Here is a 20,395-nt window from a genome sequence, read left to right as displayed (position 1 = left end):
CGCCGCCTGCGACATGGGCGACCGGGACGCGGTCGCGGCACTCCTCGCCTCCGTCCCCGCAGACCGGCCGCTGACCGCCGTCGTGCACACCGCCGGTGTCCTCGACGACGGAGTGATCGACGGGCTGACCCCCGAGCGGTTCGCGACCGTCCTCGCCCCCAAGGCGGACGCGGCGCTCACCCTCCACGAGCTGACCCGCGACCTCGGCCTGTCCGCGTTCGTCCTCTTCTCCGGAGTCGCCGGCACCCTCGGTGACGCCGGACAGGGCAACTACGCGGCCGCCAACTCCTACCTGGACGCCCTCGCCGAGCAGCGGCACGCCGACGGCCTGCCCGCCACCTCGATGGCCTGGGGCCGCTGGGGCGACAGCGGACTGGCCGCCGGCGGCGCCATCGGGGAGCGGCTCGACCGCGGCGGCGTGCCCGCCATGGCTCCGCGCTCCGCGATCCGGGCGCTCCAGCAGGCCCTCGACCACGCCGACCCGGCCGTCGCCGTCGCCGACATCCAGTGGGAGCGGTTCACGCCCGGCTACACCGCGGTGCGGCCCAGCCCGTTCCTCGCGGACCTGCCCGAGGTGCGGCGGCTCATGCGGGCCGCGTCGGCCGCCGGTGAAGCGGGCGGCGCGGCCGGGGAGGGATCCCCGGCCGAGGCGCTGCGCCGACGACTGTCGGTGATGCCGCAGGCCGAACAGTCCCTGGCCGTACTGGAACTGGTCCGCTCCCACGCGGCGACCGCGCTCGGACACCCCACCACCGACGAGGTGGGCGCGGGCCGCGCGTTCAAGGAGCTCGGCTTCGACTCCCTGATCGCGCTGGAGCTCCGCAACCGCCTGAACGCGGCCACCGGGCTGAAGCTTCCGGCGACGCTGGTCTTCGACCACCCGACCCCCGCGGTCCTGGCCGAGTTCCTGCGCGCCGAGATCGTCCAGGACGGCAGCACCGGGGCCGCACCCGGCCTCGCGGAACTCGAAAAACTCGAATCGGCGCTGTCCGTCCTCGACCCGGACGGGGAGACGCGGGCCGACATCGCCTCGCGTCTGCAGGCCCTCCTCGCGAAATGGGGTGAACCGCAAGCCCCTTCGAGCGGCGGGGCCGTGGCCGAAAAGCTCCAGGAAGCCACGACCGACGAGCTCTTCGACTTCATCGAGAACGAGCTCGGTATCTAGCAGCACAGCGGACAGCAGGCAGTAGCAGCGCAAGGGTTTGTGACGAACATGGGTGAGGTTCCAATGGCTGATCAGGTAGCGGATCAGGACAAGATCATCGGCTACTTGAAGCGGGTGACGGCCGATCTGCACCAGACGCGGCAGCGCCTGCGCGAGGTCGAGGCCCAGGAGCCGGAGCCGATCGCCATCGTCGGCATGGCCTGCAGGTTCCCCGGCGGCATCCAGTCGCCGCAGGACCTGTGGGACCTGGTCGCGGGCGGCCGGGACGCCATCACCGACTTCCCCACGGACCGCGGCTGGGACATCGAGTCCCTGTACGACGCCGACCCCGACCAGCGGGGCACCTCGTACACCCGCGAGGGCGGATTCCTCGACGGGGTCGGCGAGTTCGACGCCGCGTTCTTCGGGATCAGCCCGCGCGAGACCCTCGGCATGGACCCGCAGCAGCGCCTGCTCCTCGAAACGTCCTGGGAGACCTTCGAGCGCGCCGGCATCGACCCGGCGACGTTGCGCGGCAGCAGGGCCGGCGTGTTCATCGGCACCAACGGCCAGGACTACCCCGACCTGCTCCGCGACGGCGTCCCCCAGGGCGTCGAGCAGTACCTCCTCACCGGGAACGCGGCCAGCGTCGTCTCCGGCCGGCTCTCCTACACCTTCGGCCTCGAAGGCCCCGCCGTCACCGTCGACACCGCCTGCTCGTCCTCCCTCGTCGCCCTGCACCTCGCGGTGCAGGCGCTGCGGGGCGGCGAGTGCTCGCTGGCGCTGGCCGGCGGTGTCACGGTGATGTCCAGCCCGCGCGCCTTCGTGCAGTTCAGCCGGCAGCGCGGACTCGCCCCCGACGGCCGGTGCAAGCCGTTCGCCGACGGCGCCGACGGCACCGGCTGGGGCGAGGGCGTCGGCATGCTCCTCGTCGAGAAGCTCTCCGACGCCCGCCGCCTCGGCCACCCCGTCCTGGCCGTGGTCCGCGGTTCCGCGATCAACCAGGACGGCGCGAGCAACGGCCTGACGGCCCCCAACGGGCCCTCCCAGCAGCGCGTCATCCGCCAGGCGCTCACCAACGCCGGACTCACCCCGGCGCAGGTCGACGTCATCGAGGCGCACGGCACCGGCACCACCCTCGGCGACCCCATCGAAGCCCAGGCCATTCTGGCCACCTACGGCCAGAACCGGCCCGAGGGCCGGCCGCTGTGGCTGGGCTCCATCAAGTCCAACATCGGGCACACGCAGGCCGCCGCCGGTGTCGCGGGCATCATCAAGATGGTCGAGGCGATGCGGCACGGCGTCGTGCCCGAGTCGCTCCACATCGACCAGCCGTCCGGCGCCGTCGACTGGAGCACCGGCGACGTCGAACTGCTCACCCGGGCCGTGCCGTGGCCCGAGACCGGCCAGCCGCGCCGCGCAGGCATCTCCTCCTTCGGCGTCAGCGGCACCAACGCCCACACCGTCATCGAGCAGGCCCCGCCCGCCGACGTACCCGACGCGGACGCCAAGACCGGCGGCAGGGGAGCCACGGACAGCGGCGACCAGGCCGCCGAAGCGGACGGCGCCACCGGACCCGTGCCGCTGCCGGTCTCCGGCCAGGGCGACGACGCCCTGCGGGCCCAGGCCGACCGTCTCGCCGCCCACCTGCGGGCCCACCCCGAACTCGCGGCGGACCCCGCGGCCCTGACCGACCTCGGCTTCTCCCTCGCCACCTGCCGCACCGCCCTCGACCGCCGCGCCGTCCTCTTCGCCGCCGACCGCGAGCAGCTGCTGGCAGACCTCGACGCGCTCGCCGCCGGCGAGCAGCCCGCGACCGCCGTCCTCGGCGCCGCCGGCGACGGCAACACCGCGTTCCTCTTCACCGGCCAGGGCAGCCAGCGCGCCGGCATGGGCCGTGAGCTGTACGCCACCCACCCCGGCTTCGCCCGGGCCCTCGACGCGGTCCGCGACGAACTCGACCGGCACCTCGAACGCCCCCTGTACGAGGTGCTGTTCGCCGCCGAAGGCACCCCTGAGGCGGCGCTCCTCGACGCGACCGCCTACACCCAGGCCGCCCTCTTCGCAGTCGAGGTCGCCCTCTACCGGCAGCTCGAACAGTGGGGCGTCACCGCCGACTTCCTCATCGGGCACTCCATCGGCGAACTCGCCGCCGCCCACGTCTCCGGCGTCCTCACCCTCCCCGACGCGGCAGCCCTCGTGGCTGCCCGCGGCCGCCTCATGCAGGCCCTGCCCGCCGGCGGCGCGATGATCGCCGTCGAGGCCACCGAGGACGAGGTCACCCCGCTCCTGACCGACCAGGTGTCCGTCGCAGCAGTCAACGGCCCCCGCTCCGTGGTCGTCTCCGGCCACGAGGACGCCGCCGAGGAAATCGCCGGGGCGCTGCGCGCCCGCGGCCGCCGCACCAAGCGGCTCACCGTCAGCCACGCCTTCCACTCGCCGCTCATGGACGACATGCTCGCCGCGTTCCGGGAGGCCGCCGAGGCCGTCTCCTACGCGCCGCCCGTCATCCCGATCGTCTCCAACCTCACCGGCGCCTCCGTCACCGCCGAGGAGATCTGCACCGCCGACTACTGGGTCCGCCACGTCCGCGAGGCGGTCCGCTTCCACGACGGGGTGCGCGCCCTGGCCGCCCTCGGCGTCACCACCTTCGTCGAGGTTGGCCCCGGCGGGGTCCTCACCGCCCTCGCCCAGGACTGCCTGACCGGCGAGAACGACCGGGACGACGCCGTCTTCATCCCCGCCCTGCGCGCCGACCGCCCCGAACCGGCCGCGTTCGCCGCCGCCGTCGCCCAGGCCCACGCCCACGGCGTCCGCGCCGACTGGTCCGCCGTCTTCGCCGGCCGCGGCGCCACCCGCGTCGACCTGCCCACGTACGCCTTCCAGCGCGGCCGGTACTGGCCCGAGCAGCCCACCGCCTGGACCGGCGACGTCACCGCCGCCGGCATAGGCTCCGCCGACCACCCGCTCCTCGGCGCCGCCATCGCCCTGGCCGACGGCGACGGCTACCTCTTCACCGGCCGGCTCTCCCTGGCCACCCACCCCTGGCTCGCCGACCACACGGTCATGGACACCGTGCTGCTGCCCGGCACCGCCTTCGTGGAACTCGCCCTCCAGGCCGGCGAGCACACCGGCTGCGAACTCCTCGACGAGCTCACCCTCCAGGCGCCCCTGGCCCTGCCCCCGCACGGCGGCGTCCAGATCCAGCTCGCGGTCGGCGTCCCCGACGCCGACGGACGGCGCTCGCTGACCCTGCACTCCCGGCCCGAGGACGCCGCCGACGACACCTGGGGCGAAGGCGCCTGGACCCGGCACGCCACCGGCTTCCTCACCCCCGCCGGCTCCCGCCCCGCACCGCACGCCGGCGCCGACCTCGCCACCTGGCCGCCGCAGGACGCCACCGCCGTCCCCGTCGAGGGCCTCTACGAGCACCTCACCGCCTCCGGCTTCGCCTACGGCCCCGTCTTCCAGGGCCTGACCGCCGCCTGGCAGCGCGCCGACGAGGTCTTCGCCGAAGTCCGCCTGCCCGAGCAGGCACACGCAGAGGCCGCCCTGTTCGGCCTGCACCCCGCCCTGCTGGACGCCGCCCTGCACGCCGTCGGCATGGGCTCCCTGCTGGAGGACACCGAGCACGGCAGGCTGCCGTTCTCCTGGAGCGGTGTCAGCCTCCGCGCCGTCGGCGCCCGCTCCCTGCGTGTGCGCCTCGCGCCCGCCGGCCAGGACACCGTCCGCGTCGACCTCGCCGACGAGTCCGGCGCGCCCGTCGCTTCCGTCGACGCGCTGCTGCTGCGCCCCGTCACCCCCGACCAGGTGCGGGCGGCCCGCACCGCCTTCCACGACTCGCTGTTCCGCGTCGAGTGGAGCCCGCTGGCCCTGCCGGCCGCCACCACCGTCGCCCCTGGCCAGTGGGCGCTGCTCGGCGAGGCCGCGGCCGGCTCCCGCTTCACCAGCGTGCTGCCCACCGCCGCCACGTACGGCGACCTCGCCGCCCTCGCCGCGGCCATCGAGGCCGGCGGCCCCGTGCCGCAAGCCGTCGTCGTCCCCGTCCCCGCCGTGGAGGGGCCCTTGCGGACCACCGTCGACGCCGCGCTGGCCGCCGCCGTCCGCGACGCCCTGCACCACGCCCTGGACCTGGCCCAGGCCTGGCTCGCCGACGCCCGCTTCGACGGCTCCCGGCTGGTGTTCGTCACCCGGGGCGCGGTCGCCACCGCCACCGGCTCGGACGTGACCGACCTGGCGCACGCCCCGCTGTGGGGCCTGCTGCGCTCGGCCCAGTCCGAACACCCCGACCGGTTCGTCCTGCTCGACCTGGACGACCGCGAGGAGTCCCTGCGCGCCCTGCCCGCCGCGCTCGCCACCGCCGAGCCGCAGCTCGCCCTGCGCGAGGGCCGCGCCGTCGTGCCCCGGCTCGGCCGCGTCGCCGTCCTGCCCGCCGCCGAGGGGCGGGAGGCCCGCCCGCTCGACGCGGACGGCACCGCCCTGGTCACCGGTGCCACCGGCACCCTCGGCGGGCTCGTCGCCCGCCACCTGGTCACCGAACACGGCGTCCGCCGCCTGCTGCTGACCAGCCGCCGGGGCGAGGCCGCCGCCGGAGCCGGCGAACTCCTGGAAGAACTCCGCGCCCTCGGCGCCGAGGTGACCCTCGCCGCCTGCGACGTCGCCGACCGCGAGGCGCTCGCCGCGCTGCTGGACGGCATACCGGCCGAGCACCCGCTGACCGCCGTCGTCCACACCGCCGGCGTCCTCGACGACGGCATCCTCGAAGCGCTCACCCCCGAGCGGCTCGACCACGTCCTGCCCGCCAAGGTCGACGCGGCCGTCCACCTGCACGAACTGACCCGCGACTCCGACCTCGCCGCGTTCGTCCTGTTCTCCGCAGCGGCCGGCACCCTCGGCGCCGCCGGACAGGCCAACTACGCCGCCGCCAACACCTTCCTCGACGCGCTCGCCCACCGTCGCCGCGCCGAAGGCCTGCCCGCCACCGCGCTCGCCTGGGGCCTGTGGGCCGAACGCAGCGGCATGACCGGCGGCCTCGCCGACACCGACCTGGAACGGATCTCCCGCGCCGGCGTCGCCGCGCTGTCCTCCGCCGAGGGCCTCGCCCTCATGGACACCGCGCGCGCCACCGGCGACGCCACCGCCGTCCCGATGCACCTCGACCTGGCCGCCCTGCGCCAGGCCGACGCGAGCATGGTCCCGCCGCTGCTGCGCGGCCTCGTCCGGCCCGCCGCGCGCCGGGCCGCCGCCGCCCAGGGCGCCGCGCCCGCCGACGGCCTCACTGAGCGGCTGCTGCCGCTGACCGCCGCCGAACGCGACCGGCTGCTGCTGGCCACCGTCCGCGTCCAGGTCGCCGCCGTCCTCGGCTTCCCCGGCCCCGATGCCGTCGACCCCGGCCGCGCCTTCAAGGAACTCGGCTTCGACTCGCTCACCGCCGTCGAACTGCGCAACCGCCTCGGCTCGGCCACCGGCGTCCGGCTGCCCGCCACCCTCGTCTTCGACTACCCGACCCCGAACGCGCTCGCCGCGTTCCTGCGCACCGAACTTCTCGGCGACCAGGCCGCCCAGGTCCCGGCCGCCACCACCGCCACCCGGGCCGTCGCCGACGAACCCATCGCCATCGTCGCCATGAGCTGCCGCTACCCCGGCGGCGTCAGCACCCCCGAGGAGCTGTGGCAGCTCGTCGCCGGCTCCGCCGACGCGATCTCCCCGTTCCCCACCGACCGCGGCTGGAACCTCGACGCGCTCTACGACTCCGACCCCGGCCGGGCCGGCACCTCGTACACCCGCGAGGGCGGCTTCCTGCACGACGCCGCCGACTTCGACCCGGACGTCTTCGGCATCAACCCGCGCGAGGCCCTCGCCATGGACCCGCACCAGCGGCTCCTGCTGGAGACCTCCTGGGAGGCCTTCGAACGCGCCGGCATCGACCCCGCCTCCGTCCGCGGAAGCCGCACCGGCGTCTTCGCCGGTGTCATGTATCACGACTACCTGACCCGGCTGCCCGCCGTTCCCGAGGGCCTGGAGGGCTACCTCGGCACCGGCACCGCCGGCAGCGTCGCCTCCGGCCGCATCTCCTACACCTTCGGCCTTGAGGGCCCGGCCGTCACCATCGACACGGCCTGCTCCTCCTCCCTTGTCGCGCTGCACCTGGCCGCGCAGGCCCTGCGCAGCGGCGAGTGCGACATGGCGCTCGCCGGCGGCGTCACCGTCATGTCCACCCCGGACACCTTCATCGACTTCAGCCGCCAGCGCGGCCTGTCCACCGACGGCCGCTGCAAGTCCTTCTCGGCCGCCGCCGACGGCACCGGCTGGGCCGAGGGCGCCGGCATGATCCTCGTCGAGCGGCTCTCCGACGCCCGCCGCAACGGCCACCCGGTCCTCGCCGTCGTCCGCGGCACCGCCGTCAACCAGGACGGTGCCTCCAACGGCCTCACCGCCCCCAACGGCCCCTCCCAGCAGCGCGTCATCCGCGAGGCCCTCGCCCACGCCGGACTGACCGCCGCCGACGTCGACGCCGTCGAGGCGCACGGCACCGGCACCACCCTCGGCGACCCCATCGAAGCGCAGGCCCTGCTCGCCACCTACGGCCAGGACCGCCCCGAGGACCGGCCGCTGCGCCTGGGCTCCATCAAATCCAACATCGGCCACACCCAGGCCGCCGCGGGCGCCGCGGGCATCATCAAGATGGTGCAGGCCATGCGCCACGGCGTCCTGCCCGCCTCGCTGCACATCGGCGAGCCGTCCCCGCACATCGACTGGAGCGCCGGCGCCGTCGAACTCCTGACGGAAGCCGCCGCGTGGCCCGAGACGACGGGCCGCCCCCGCCGCGCGGGCATCTCCTCCTTCGGCGTCAGCGGCACCAACGCCCACGTCATCATCGAACAGCCGCCCGTCGAGCCGGACACGGACCGCGACGGCGACCGCGACGGCGACCCGGCCGGCGCGACCACCGGGTCCGCCGCCCCGCTGCCGCACCTCCTCTCCGGCCGGACCCCCGCCGCCCTGCGCGCCCAGGCCGCCCGGCTCGCCGACCACCTCGCGCTGCACCCCGAAGCGGACCCGGCCGACGTGGCGTTCTCCCTCGCCACCACCCGTACCGCCCTGGACCGCAGAGCCGCCGTCGTCGCCGACGACCGCGACGGGCTCCTCGCCGGACTCGGCGCCCTCGCCGAGGGCCGCGACAACGCCCGGCTCGTGCGGCACGACGCTGCCGACGGCCGCCTCGCCGTCCTCTTCACCGGCCAGGGCAGCCAGCGCCCCGGCATGGGCCGCGAACTGTATGCAGCCCACCCCGCCTTCGCCGCCGCCCTCGACGAGGTGTGCGCCGCTCTGGACCCGCACCTCGAACAGCCCCTCAAGGACGTCCTGTTCGCCGAGGAGGACGACCTCCTGAACCGGACCGGCCACACCCAGCCCGCACTGTTCGCGCTGGAGACCGCGCTCTACCGCCTCGTCGCCTCCTGGGGCGTCCACCCCGACTTCGTCGCCGGCCACTCCGTCGGCGAGATCACCGCCGCGCACGTCGCGGGCGTCCTCTCGCTGCCCGACGCGGCCGCCCTCGTCGCCGCCCGCGGCCGCCTCATGGAAGCCCTGCCCCAAGGCGGCGCGATGATCGCGCTGACCGCCACTGAGGACGAGGTCCGGCCGCTGCTCGCCGGCCACGAGGACCGCATCGGCATCGCCGCCGTCAACTCCGCCTCCGCCGTCGTCATCTCCGGCGACGAGAACCTCGCGCGGGAGATCGCCGCCGAGTTCGAGCGGCGCGGCCGCCGGACCAAGCGGCTCACCGTCAGCCACGCCTTCCACTCCCCGCTGATGGACGGCATGCTCGACGCCTTCCGCGACGTCGCCGCCTCCCTCACCTACCACGCGCCCGTCATCCCCGTCGTCACCCACCTCACCGGAGCCGTGGCGGGCGACGAACTGCGCACCCCCGAGCACTGGGTCTCCCACGTTCGCGAGGCCGTCCGCTTCCTCGACGGCATCCGCACCCTGGACGCCGAGCACGTCACCACGTACCTCGAACTCGGCCCGCAGGGCGTGCTGTCCGGCCTCGGCCGCGACTGCCTCACCGACACCGACGGCACCACCGACGCCGTGTTCGTCCCGGCCCTGCGCCGCGACCGCGGCGAGGCCGAGGCGCTGGCCGCCGCGATCGCCGCCCTCCACACCCGCGCCGTCCCCCTCGACTGGCCGGCGTACTTCGCCGCGAGCGGCGCCCGCCGCACCGCCCTGCCCACGTACGCCTTCCAGCGCCGCCGGTTCTGGCTCGAAGCCCCCGCCGGATTCATCGGGGACGTCGAGTCGGCCGGTCTGGGCGCCGCCCACCACCCGCTGCTCGGCGCCGCCGTCCCGCTCGCCGACGGCGAGGGCTTCCTGTTCACCGGCCGCCTCTCCCTCGACACCCACCCCTGGCTCGCCGACCACGCCGTCATGGGCACGGTCCTTCTCCCCGGCACCGCCTTCGTCGAACTCGCCGTCCGCGCCGGCGACCAGGCCGGCTGCGACGTCCTTGAGGAACTCACCCTCGAAGCCCCGCTGGTCCTCGCCCCGCACGCCGCGGTACGCCTCCAGATCGTGGTCAGCGCCCCCGACCAGGACGGCCGGCGGACCCTCGACCTGTACTCCGGCGACCCCGACGCCGCCGACGACGAGCCCTGGACCCGGCACGCCGCCGGCGTCCTCGCCACCGGCGCGCCGCGCCCCGCCTTCGACCTCACCGCCTGGCCCCCGCCCGGCGCCGAGGCCGTCACCGTCGACGGCCTGTACGAGCACCTCGGCCAGGGCGGCTTCGCCTACGGCCCCGTCTTCCAGGGCCTGCGCGCCGCCTGGACCCTCGGCGACGACGTCTACGCCGAGGTGGCACTGCCCGACGACCGGCACGCCGAGGCCACCCGCTTCGGCCTGCACCCGGCGCTCCTCGACGCCGCCCTGCACGCCACGTTCGTCTCCTCCGACGGCGACCGGCAGGCCGGACTGCCGTTCTCCTGGCGCGGGGTGTCCCTGCACGCCGTCGGCGCGTCCGCGCTGCGCGTCCGCCTCACCGCGGACGGCGACGACACCCTCTCCCTCCAGCTGGCAGACGCGACCGGCGCGCCCGTCGCCACCGTCGACCACCTGATTGTCCGGCCCGTCTCCGCCGACCGGCTCGCCGGGGCCTCCCGCGCCGCGTACCACGAGTCGCTGTTCCGGATCGAATGGGCCACCGTCCCGCTGCCGTCCGGCACCGTCGGCGACCCTGCGGCCCCATGGGCCGTCATCGACTCGGGCACCGCCGTCGGCTCGGCCTCCGGCGCTGACTCCGCTGCCGGGTCCGGCACCGGCAGTGCCGCGCTGCCCGGCCCGGTCCACGCCGACCTCGTCGCCCTCGGCGCGGCCATCGACGCGGGCGCCCCCGCCCCCGCGTACGTTCTCGCCCCCTGCCCGTCCGTCCCGGCGCAGGCGCTCACCCCGGACGCCGTCCGCGCCGCCACGCACCGGGCCCTCGCCCTGGTCCAGGGCTGGCTCGGCGACGACCGATTCGCCGCCTCCCGCCTGGTGTTCGTCACCCGCGGCGCCGTCGCCACCCCGGGCGACTGGGACCTCGCCGCCCCGGTCCTCGCCCCCGTCTGGGGCCTGGTCCGCTCCGCGCAGTCGGAGAACCCGGACCGCTTCGTCCTGGCCGACCTCGACGACGCCACCCCCGCCGAGACCCTGGCCGCTGCCCTCGCCACCGGCGAACCGCAGCTCGCGGTCCGCCGCGGCACCGTCCACGCGCCGCGCCTGGCCCGCGTCCCCGCGACCACCTCGCTGATCCCGCCCGCCGACGGCACCGCCTGGCGCATGGACATCGAGGACAAGGGCACCCTCGACCACCTCACCCTGGTCCCCAGCCCCGAGTCCGAGGCACCCCTGGAGCCCGGCCAGGTCCGCGTCGCCGTACGTGCCGCCGGCCTCAACTTCCGCGACGTACTCAACGCCCTCGGCATGTACCCCGGCGACCCCGGACTGATGGGCAGCGAAGGCGCCGGCACCGTCGTCGAGACCGGCCCCGACGTCACCGACCTCGCCCCCGGCGACCGCGTCATGGGCATGCTGCCCGGCGCCTTCGGCCCGCTGGCCGTCGTCGATCGGCGCATGATCGCCCCGATGCCCGAGGGCTGGACCTTCGCCGAGGCCGCCGCCGTACCGATCGTCTTCATGACGGCGTACTACGCGCTGAGCGACCTCGGCGGCCTGCGCGAGGGCGAGACCCTCCTCGTCCACGCCGCCGCCGGCGGCGTCGGCATGGCCGCCGTCCAGCTGGCCCGCCACTGGGGCGCCGAGGTCTACGCCACCGCCAGCCCCGCCAAGTGGGACACCCTGCGCGGACTCGGCCTGACCGACGACCGGATCGCCTCCTCCCGCACCCTCGACTTCGAGGAGACCTTCCGCACCGCCACCTCCGGACGAGGCGTCGACGTCGTCCTCGACTCCCTCGCCCGCGAGTTCGTCGACGCCTCCCTGCGGCTCCTGCCGCGCGGCGGACGCTTCGTCGAGATGGGCAAGACCGACGTCCGCGACCCCCAGGACGTCGCCGCCGCCCACCCCGGCGTCAGCTACCAGGCGTTCGACCTCACCGAGGCCGGCCTCGACCGCATCCAGGAGATGCTCACCGAGCTCCTCACCCTCTTCCGGGCCGGCTCCCTGCGCCCCCTGCCCGTCTCCGCCTGGGACCTGCGCCAGGCCCCCGAGGCCTTCCGTTACCTCAGCCAGGCACGCCACGTCGGCAAGATCGTGCTCACCGTGCCCGCCGACTGGAACCCCGACGGCACCGTCCTCATCACCGGCGGCACCGGCACCCTCGGCGCACTCGTCGCCCGGCACGCCGTCACCGTCCGCGGCGCCCGCCGCCTCGTCCTGACCAGCCGCCGCGGCGAGGCCGCCGCCGGCGCCGCCGAACTCGCCGCCGAACTGCGCGCCCTCGGCGCCGACGTCACCGTCGCCGCCTGCGACGCCGCCGACCGCGAGGCCCTCGCCGCACTGCTGGCCTCCGTACCGGCCGCACACCCGCTGACCGCCGTCGTGCACACCGCCGGCGTCCTCGACGACGGCATCGCCGAGGCCCTCACCCCGGAGCGGATCGACCGCGTCCTGCGGCCCAAGGCGGACGCCGCCCTCCACCTGCACGAGCTGACCCGCCACCACGACCTGGCCGACTTCGTCCTCTTCTCCTCCGCCGCCGGCACCTTCGGCGGCGCCGGCCAGGCCAACTACGCCGCCGCGAACGTCTTCCTCGACGCCCTCGCCCGCCACCGCCAGGCCCACGGCCTGCCCGGCACCTCCCTCGGCTGGGGCCTGTGGGCCGAGGCCAGCGGCATGACCGGAGAGCTCGACACCGCCGACAAGGACCGCATGACGCGCTCCGGCGTCCTCGGCCTCTCCTCCGAAGAGGGCCTCGCCCTCCTCGACACCGCCCACCACACCGGCGACGCCCACCTCGTCCCCATGCAGCTCGACCTCGCGCCGCTGCGCCAGGCCGACGCGAGCATGGTGCCCGCGCTGTTGCGCGGCCTCGTCCGCGCCCCCGCCCGCCGGGCCGCCCGGGCCACCGCCGCCGGGACCGGAACCCCGCTGGTGGAGCAGCTCGTACGCCTTCCCGGGAACGAGCGCGACGCGCTCCTGCTCGACCTCGTGCGCGACCAGGTGGCCGCGGTCCTCGGCCACGCCACCCCCGACGCCGTCGAACCCGGCCGCGCCTTCAAGGACCTCGGCTTCGACTCGCTGACCGCCGTCGAGTTCCGCAACCGCCTCGGCGCCACCGCCGGGGTCCGGCTGCCCGCCACCCTCGTCTTCGACTACCCCACCCCCACGGTCCTCGCCGGCTACCTCAAGGAAGAACTCCTCGGGTCCGAGGCCGCCGCGGCCGCCCTCACGGTCCGGTCGGCCGCCGCGGAGGCCGACGACCCCATAGCCATCGTCGCCATGAGCTGCCGCTTCCCCGGCGGCGTCCGCAGCCCCGAGGACCTGTGGGAGCTGCTCGCCGAAGGCCGCGACGGCATCGCGCACCTCCCCGCGGACCGCGGCTGGGACACCGAGGCGCTCTACGACCCCGACCCGGACAACCCCGGCACCTCGTACGCCCGCGAAGGCGGCTTCTTCTACGACGCCCACCACTTCGACCCGGCGTTCTTCGGGATCAACCCGCGCGAGGCCCTCGCCATGGACCCGCAGCAGCGCCTGCTGCTGGAGACCTCCTGGGAGGCCTTCGAGCGCGCCGGGATCGACCCGACGGGCCTGCGCGGCGGACAGGTCGGCGTGTTCGTCGGCCAGATGCACAACGACTACGTGTCCCGCCTGAACACCGTCCCCGAGGGCGTCGAGGGCTACCTCGGCACCGGCGGCTCCAGCAGCATCGCCTCCGGCCGCGTCTCCTACACCTTCGGCTTCGAGGGCCCGGCCGTCACCGTCGACACCGCCTGCTCCTCCTCGCTGGTCGCCCTGCACCTCGCGGCGCAGGCCCTGCGGGCCGGCGAGTGCTCCCTCGCCCTCGCGGGCGGCGTCACCATCATCACCACGCCGGACGTCTTCACCGAGTTCAGCCGCCAGCGCGGCCTCGCCGCCGACGGCCGCTGCAAGCCGTTCGCGGCCGCCGCCGACGGCACAGCGTGGGGCGAGGGCGTCGGCATGCTGCTCGTCGAGCGGCTCTCCGACGCCCGCCGCAACGGCCACCAGGTCCTCGCGGTCGTCCGGGGCACCGCCGTCAACCAGGACGGTGCCTCGAACGGCCTGACCGCCCCGAACGGCCCGGCCCAGCAGCGCGTCATCCGCCAGGCCCTCGCCAACGCTGGCCTCGCCTCCGCCGACGTCGACGCCGTGGAGGCCCACGGCACCGGCACCCGGCTCGGCGACCCCATCGAGGCGCAGGCCCTGCTCGCCACCTACGGCCAGGACCGCCCCGAGGACCGGCCGCTGTGGCTGGGCTCCGTCAAGTCCAACTTCGGCCACACCCAGGCCGCGGCGGGCGTCGCCGGCATCATCAAGATGGTCCAGGCGATGCGCCACGGCGTGCTGCCCAAGACCCTGCACGTGGACGAGCCGTCCCCGCACGTGGACTGGTCGGCGGGCGCGGTCTCGCTGCTCACCGAGCAGCGGGCGTGGCCTGAGACCGGCCGCCCGCGCCGCGCCGGCGTCTCCTCCTTCGGCATGAGCGGTACCAACGCGCACGCCATCGTCGAACTCCCGGAGGCCCCCGCCACCGCGCCCACCCCGGTCGCTCCGGCGGCGCTCGCGTGGCACCTGAGCGCCCGTACCCCCGAAGCCCTGCGGGCCCAGGGCGAGAGGCTGCTGTCCCACCTGGAGGCACACCCGCAGACGCCGCCAGCCGACATCGGCCACTCGCTGGCGACCGGCCGGGCCGTTTTCGACCACCGCGCGACCGTGGTCGCCGCCGACCTCGACGGCTTCCGCACCGGCCTGGCCGCCCTCGCCGAGGGCCGCTCGGCGGCGGGCCTGGTCCAGGGCACGCCGTCAGCCGGGAAGCTCGCGTTCCTGTTCACGGGGCAGGGCAGTCAGCGGCTCAGGATGGGGCAGGCGCTGTACGAGGCCTATCCGGTGTTCGCGGCCGCGCTGGACGCGGTGTGCGAGCGGATGGAACTGCCGCTGAAGGAGGTCCTGTTCGGGGATGATGCCGCTGTCCTGGACCGGACGGAGTTCACGCAGCCGGCGCTGTTCGCGGTCGAGGTGGCGCTGTTCCGCCTCGTCGAGTCGTGGGGTGTGAAGCCGGACTTCCTGTCCGGTCACTCCATCGGCGAGATCGCCGCCGCGCACGTGGCGGGCGTCCTCTCGCTGGCGGACGCGTGCACGCTGGTGGCGGCCCGCGGCCGACTGATGCAGGCGCTGCCTGCGGGCGGGGTCATGGTCGCGGTGGAGGCCTCGGAGGACGAGGTCCTGCAGCTGCTGACCGACCGCGTCAGCATCGCGGCGGTCAACGGCCCGCGCTCGGTCGTCATCGCCGGTGACGAGGACGCGGCGACCGCCGTCGCGGAGTCGTTCGCCGACCGGAAGACCAAGCGCCTCACCGTCAGCCACGCGTTCCACTCGCCGCACATGGACGGCATGCTCGACGCCTTCCGCCAGGTGGTGGAGGGGCTGTCGTTCGGCGCCCCGCGCATCCCGGTCGTCTCCAACCTGACCGGCGCCCTCGTCACCGACGAGATGGCCTCCCCCGACTTCTGGGTCCGCCACGTCCGCGACGCCGTTCGCTTCCTCGACGGCATCCGCGCCCTGGAAGCCGCCGGAGTCACGACCTACGTCGAACTCGGCCCCGACGGCGTCCTCTCCGCGATGGCACAGGCCTGCCTGACCGACGACACCGGCTCCACGGCCTTCGCCCCCGCACTGCGAGCGGGACGCTCCGAGCCCGAGACCCTGCTCTCGGCGCTCTCCACCGCGTACGTGCGCGGCACCGCCGTCGACTGGCCCGCGTTCTACGCCCCGCTCGGGGGCCGGTGCGTCGACCTGCCGACGTACGCCTTCCAGCGCAGCGTCTACTGGCTCGACGCCGGCCGCGCGGACGGCGACGTCGCGGCGGCCGGAATCGGCACCGCCGACCATCCGCTGCTCGGCGCAGAGGTTCAACTGCCCGACTCCGACGGTCACCTCTTCACCGGTCGGCTGTCGCTGACCACCCACCCCTGGCTCGGCGACCACCGGGTCATGGGCTCCTCCCTCCTGCCCGGCACGGCCTTCGTCGAGCTCGCGCTCCGGGCCGGCGAGCAGGTCGGATGCGACCTGGTCGACGAACTCACCCTGGAAGCACCCCTCGTGCTGCCCGAGAACGGCGGCGTGCAGCTGCGGCTCTCCGTCGGAGCGGCCGACCCGTCGGGCCGGCGCCGCAGCCTCACCCTCCACTCCCGTCACGAGGGCGTCGACCCGGACGCGCCGTGGACGCGGCACGCCGTCGGTGTGCTCGCGACCGGAGCCGACCCGGCCCCGCAAGGCCTCACCGAGTGGCCGCCGCCCGGGGCGGCAGCCGTCCCCGTCGAGGGCCTGTACGAGGGCCTCGCGGACTCCGGATTCGGGTACGGGCCGGTGTTCCAGGGCCTGCGGGCCGCCTGGCGCCAGGACGACGCCCACTACGTCGAGGTCGCGCTCCCCGAGGGGGCCGAGGACGACGCCGCACGGTTCGGTCTGCACCCCGCTCTCCTCGACGCGTCCCTGCACGCGCTCGGACTGCGCACCGCGGACGCGGCCGGCACCGAGGGACGGCTCCCGTTCTCCTGGTCCGGCGTCTCCCTGCACGCGGTCGGCGCCCGCGCACTCCGGGTGCGCCTGGTCACGGCACGCAACGGCGAGGTGTCCCTCACGATTGCCGACGCCACCGGGGCGCCGGTCGCCTCGGTCGCCGGCCTGGCGCTGCGGTCCGTCAGCCGGGACCAGCTCGACACCGCTCCGGACCTGACGCGTGACGCCCTGTTCCGCGTGGAGTGGGCGGAGGCGGCCGGGGGCGGATCCTTCGACGACTGGCTGATGCTGGGCGAGGGGGAGGGGACTCCGGCGGCGCTGGTGGTGCCGTGCATGGAGTCGACCGCCGGCGATGTGGCCGCCGCGGTGCATGCGGTGACGGCCCGGGTGCTGGCGCTGGTGAAGGACTGGCTGGCCGACGAGCGGTCGGCTGATGCGCGTCTGGTGTTCCTGACGCGGGGTGCGGTGGAGGCCGTACCGGGCGAGGGTGTGTCGGATCTGGTGCACGCGCCGCTGTGGGGTCTGGTGCGTTCTGCGCAGTCGGAGAACCCGGGCCGGTTCGTCCTGGTTGACGTCGACGCCGAGAGCGATCTGGCGGACGGACTGTCGGCCGCGCTGGCCTTGGGTGAGTCCGAGGTCGCGGTGCGGGGTGGTTCGGTGCTGGTGCCGAGGCTGGCTCGTGCGGCGGTCGCCGCTGATGCGGGTGTCGAGTGGGATGCCGATGGCACGGTGTTGGTGACGGGTGCGAGTGGTTCGCTGGGCGGGCTGTTCGCGCGTCACCTGGTCATCGAGCACGGAGTACGGCGTCTGCTGCTGGTGAGCCGGCGTGGTGAGGCGGCCGAGGGTGCTGCGGAGCTGTCGGCTCAGCTCGCCGGTCTGGGTGCTGAGGTGTCGTGGGCGGCGTGTGATGTGGCCGATCGTGAGGCCCTGGCGGCCGTACTGGCCGGCATACCGGCTGAGTATCCGTTGGCGGCGGTCGTGCACACGGCTGGTGTCCTGGATGACGGTGTGGTCGGTTCGCTGACCGTCGAGCGTCTGTCGGCGGTGCTGCGTCCGAAGGTGGATGCGGCGTGGAACCTGCACGAACTCACCCAGGACCTGGACCTTTCCGCGTTCGTGCTGTTCTCGTCGGCCGCCGGTGTCTTCGGTGGCGCCGGGCAGGCCAACTACGCGGCCGGCAACGTGTTCCTGGACGCCCTGGCCGCCCACCGCCGGGCGCAGGGTCTGGCGGCTGCCTCCCTCGCCTGGGGTTTGTGGGCCGAGGCCGGTGGCATGGGTGGCGCCCTGGACGCCGAGGACGTCTCCCGTCTCGGCCGTGGCGGCGTCAACGCCCTCACCGCCGCCGAAGGCGTGGGGCTGTTCGACGCCGCTACCGCCGCCGAGCAGCCGCTGCTCGTACCGGTCAAGCTCGACCTCGCCGCCCTGCGCGCCCAGGCGGGCAGTGGCATGCTCCCACCGCTGCTCTCGGGCCTGGTCCGTACGCCCGCACGCCGCGCGGCCGGCACCACCGCCGCCGGTACGGAGGGTGGAGCCGAGCTGCGCGAGCGCCTCACCGGGCTCTCTCCGGCTGCGCGGGACGAGGCGCTGCTGGAGCTGGTCTGCACGTACGTCGCCGGGGTCCTCGGCTTCGCCGGACCCGAAGCGGTCGACCCGGCACGGTCGTTCAACGAGGTCGGGTTCGACTCGCTGACCGCCGTCGAACTCCGCAACCGCCTGGGCGCCGCGACCGGTGTCCGCCTGCCCGCCACCCTCGTCTTCGACTACCCGACGCCGACGGCGCTGGTGGAGTACTTGAGGGACGAACTCTGGCAGGACGGTGCGGCGGCCGTACCCCCGCTGCTCGCCGAACTGGAGCGGCTGGAGAAGACGCTCGTCACGTCGACGCCCGATGACGCCGGCCGCGACCGCATCACCGAGCGGCTGCAAGCGCTGCTGGCCGCCTGGAGCGAAGCCGGTGAACAGGCCGCGGTCGCCTCGGACTCCGACGGCGCCGACGTGGCCGAGGCGCTGGAGAGCGCGACCGACGATGACCTCTTCGACTTCATCGGCAAGGAGTTCGGCATCTCATGACGCGGCAGCTCCGCCCCGCCCCCTCCAACGACTCTGACTTTCTGGCTTCTGTACAAGGGATGCACGCATGAACGAGGAAAAGCTCCGGTATTTCCTGAAGCGGGTGACGGCCGACCTCCACGAGACGCGCCGTCGGCTCCAGGAGGTCGAGTCGGAGGAGCAGGAGCCGATCGCGATCATCGGGATGAGTTGCCGCTACCCGGGGGACGTCGAGTCCCCCGAGGACCTGTGGCGGCTCGTGTCCGAGGAAACCGACGCCGTCTCCCCGTTCCCGACCGACCGGGGCTGGGACACGGGGCGGCTGTTCGACGAGGACCCGGACGGCCGGGGCACGAGCTACGTGCAGGAAGGCGGCTTCCTGCACTCGGCCAACCGGTTCGAGCCGGAGTTCTTCGGGATCTCGCCGCGTGAGGCCGTGGCGATGGACCCGCAGCAGCGCCTGCTGCTGGAGACCTCCTGGGAGGCCTTCGAGCGGGCCGGCATCGACCCGACCTCCGTGCGCGGCAGCCGGACCGGCGTGTTCACGGGCGTCATGTACCACGACTACGCGTCGCGTCTGCGCGCCGTACCCCCGGAGGTCGAGGGCTACCTCGGCACCGGTGGCTCCAGCAGCATCGCCTCCGGCCGCGTCTCGTACACCTTCGGCCTCGAAGGCCCGGCGCTGACCGTCGACACGGCCTGCTCCTCCTCCCTCGTCACGCTGCACCTGGCCATGCAGGCCCTCCGCAAGGGCGAGTGCTCGCTCGCCCTCGCGGGTGGCGTCACCGTCATGCCGACCCCCGGCACCTTCACCGAGTTCAGCAAGCAGCGCGGCCTGTCCTTCGATGGCCGCTGCAAGTCCTTCGCGGACGCCGCCGACGGCACCGGGTGGGGCGAGGGCGCGGGCATGCTGCTCGTGGAACGGCTGTCCGACGCCCAGCGCAACGGCCACCGAGTGCTGGCCGTCGTCCGCGGCTCGGCCGTCAACCAGGACGGTGCCTCGAACGGTCTGACCGCCCCGAACGGCCCCTCGCAGCAGCGCGTCATCCGCCAGGCCCTGGCCGACGCACGGCTCACCGCCGCCGACATCGACGTCGTCGAGGCGCACGGCACCGGTACGACCCTGGGCGACCCGATCGAGGCGCAGGCGCTGCTGGCGACGTACGGCCGGGAACACACCGAGGAGCGGCCGCTGTGGCTGGGCTCGGTCAAGTCCAACATTGGGCACACGCAGGCGGCCGCGGGTGTCGCGGGCGTCATCAAGATGGTCATGGCCATCCAGAACGGCCGGATCCCGAAGACGCTGCACGTGGACGAGCCGTCGACCAAGGTCGACTGGTCCGCGGGCGCCGTATCGCTGCTGGACCGGACAGTGGAGTGGCCGGAGACCGGCCGCCCGCGCCGCGCCGCCGTGTCGTCGTTCGGCATCAGCGGCACCAACGCGCACACGATCATCGAGCAGGCCCCGGTCGCGGCCCTCGCCGAGCCCGCCGAGCCCGCCGGTTCCGCCGAGCCCTCCGATTCCGGCACCGGCATCGACACCGCCATCGAGGAGCCCGGCGGCCAGGAGGCGCGGCGGCGCACCGTCGTGCCTCCCGTACTGCCGTGGCTCGTCTCGGCCCGTACCGAAGAAGCCCTGCGGGCGCAGGCCGAGCGCCTGCTCACCCACCTGCGCGCCCACCCCGACCAGCGGTCGGAGGACGTCAGCCACACCCTGGCCACCGGCCGCGCCGCGCTGGAGCACCGCGCGGTCGTCGTGGCCGGCGACCGCGAGAAGGCCCTCGCCAACCTCGCAGCACTGGTGTCCGGCGACACCGCCACGGCACAGGTCGTACGGGGCGTGGCAGGCGCGCGGGGCAAGGTGGCGTTCCTCTTCACGGGGCAGGGGAGCCAGCGCCTCGGGATGGGCCGTGAGCTGTACGAGGCCTATCCGGTGTTCGCGGCCGCGCTGGACGCGGTGTGCGAGCGGCTGGAACTGCCGCTGAAGGACGTCCTGTT

General features: G+C 74.8%; 3 protein-coding genes. All 3 read left to right on the top strand.

From position 1 onward, the window contains the following. A partial coding sequence (locus tag ABTY04_RS37690; protein WP_352217951.1) for a beta-ketoacyl reductase occupies positions 1-1,165 on the top strand: 1,165 nt, incomplete at its 5' end. A gap of 63 nt (positions 1,166-1,228) precedes the next feature. Next, positions 1,229-18,418: an SDR family NAD(P)-dependent oxidoreductase gene (locus ABTY04_RS37685; RefSeq protein WP_352217950.1), complete on the top strand. Its 17,190-nt coding sequence runs from the start codon at positions 1,229-1,231 to the stop codon at positions 18,416-18,418. Positions 18,419-18,485: 67 nt separating this feature from the next. Beyond that, the coding region (locus ABTY04_RS37680; protein WP_352217949.1) for a type I polyketide synthase at positions 18,486-20,395 on the top strand (1,910 nt) is incomplete at its 3' end.

It is taken from the genome of Streptomyces sp. NPDC097981 (assembly GCF_040302565.1).
In the GTDB taxonomy this organism is placed as follows: domain Bacteria; phylum Actinomycetota; class Actinomycetes; order Streptomycetales; family Streptomycetaceae; genus Streptomyces.
The sequence above is the reverse complement of the archived record's forward strand: the minus strand, read 5'-3'. Positions and strand labels throughout refer to the sequence as shown.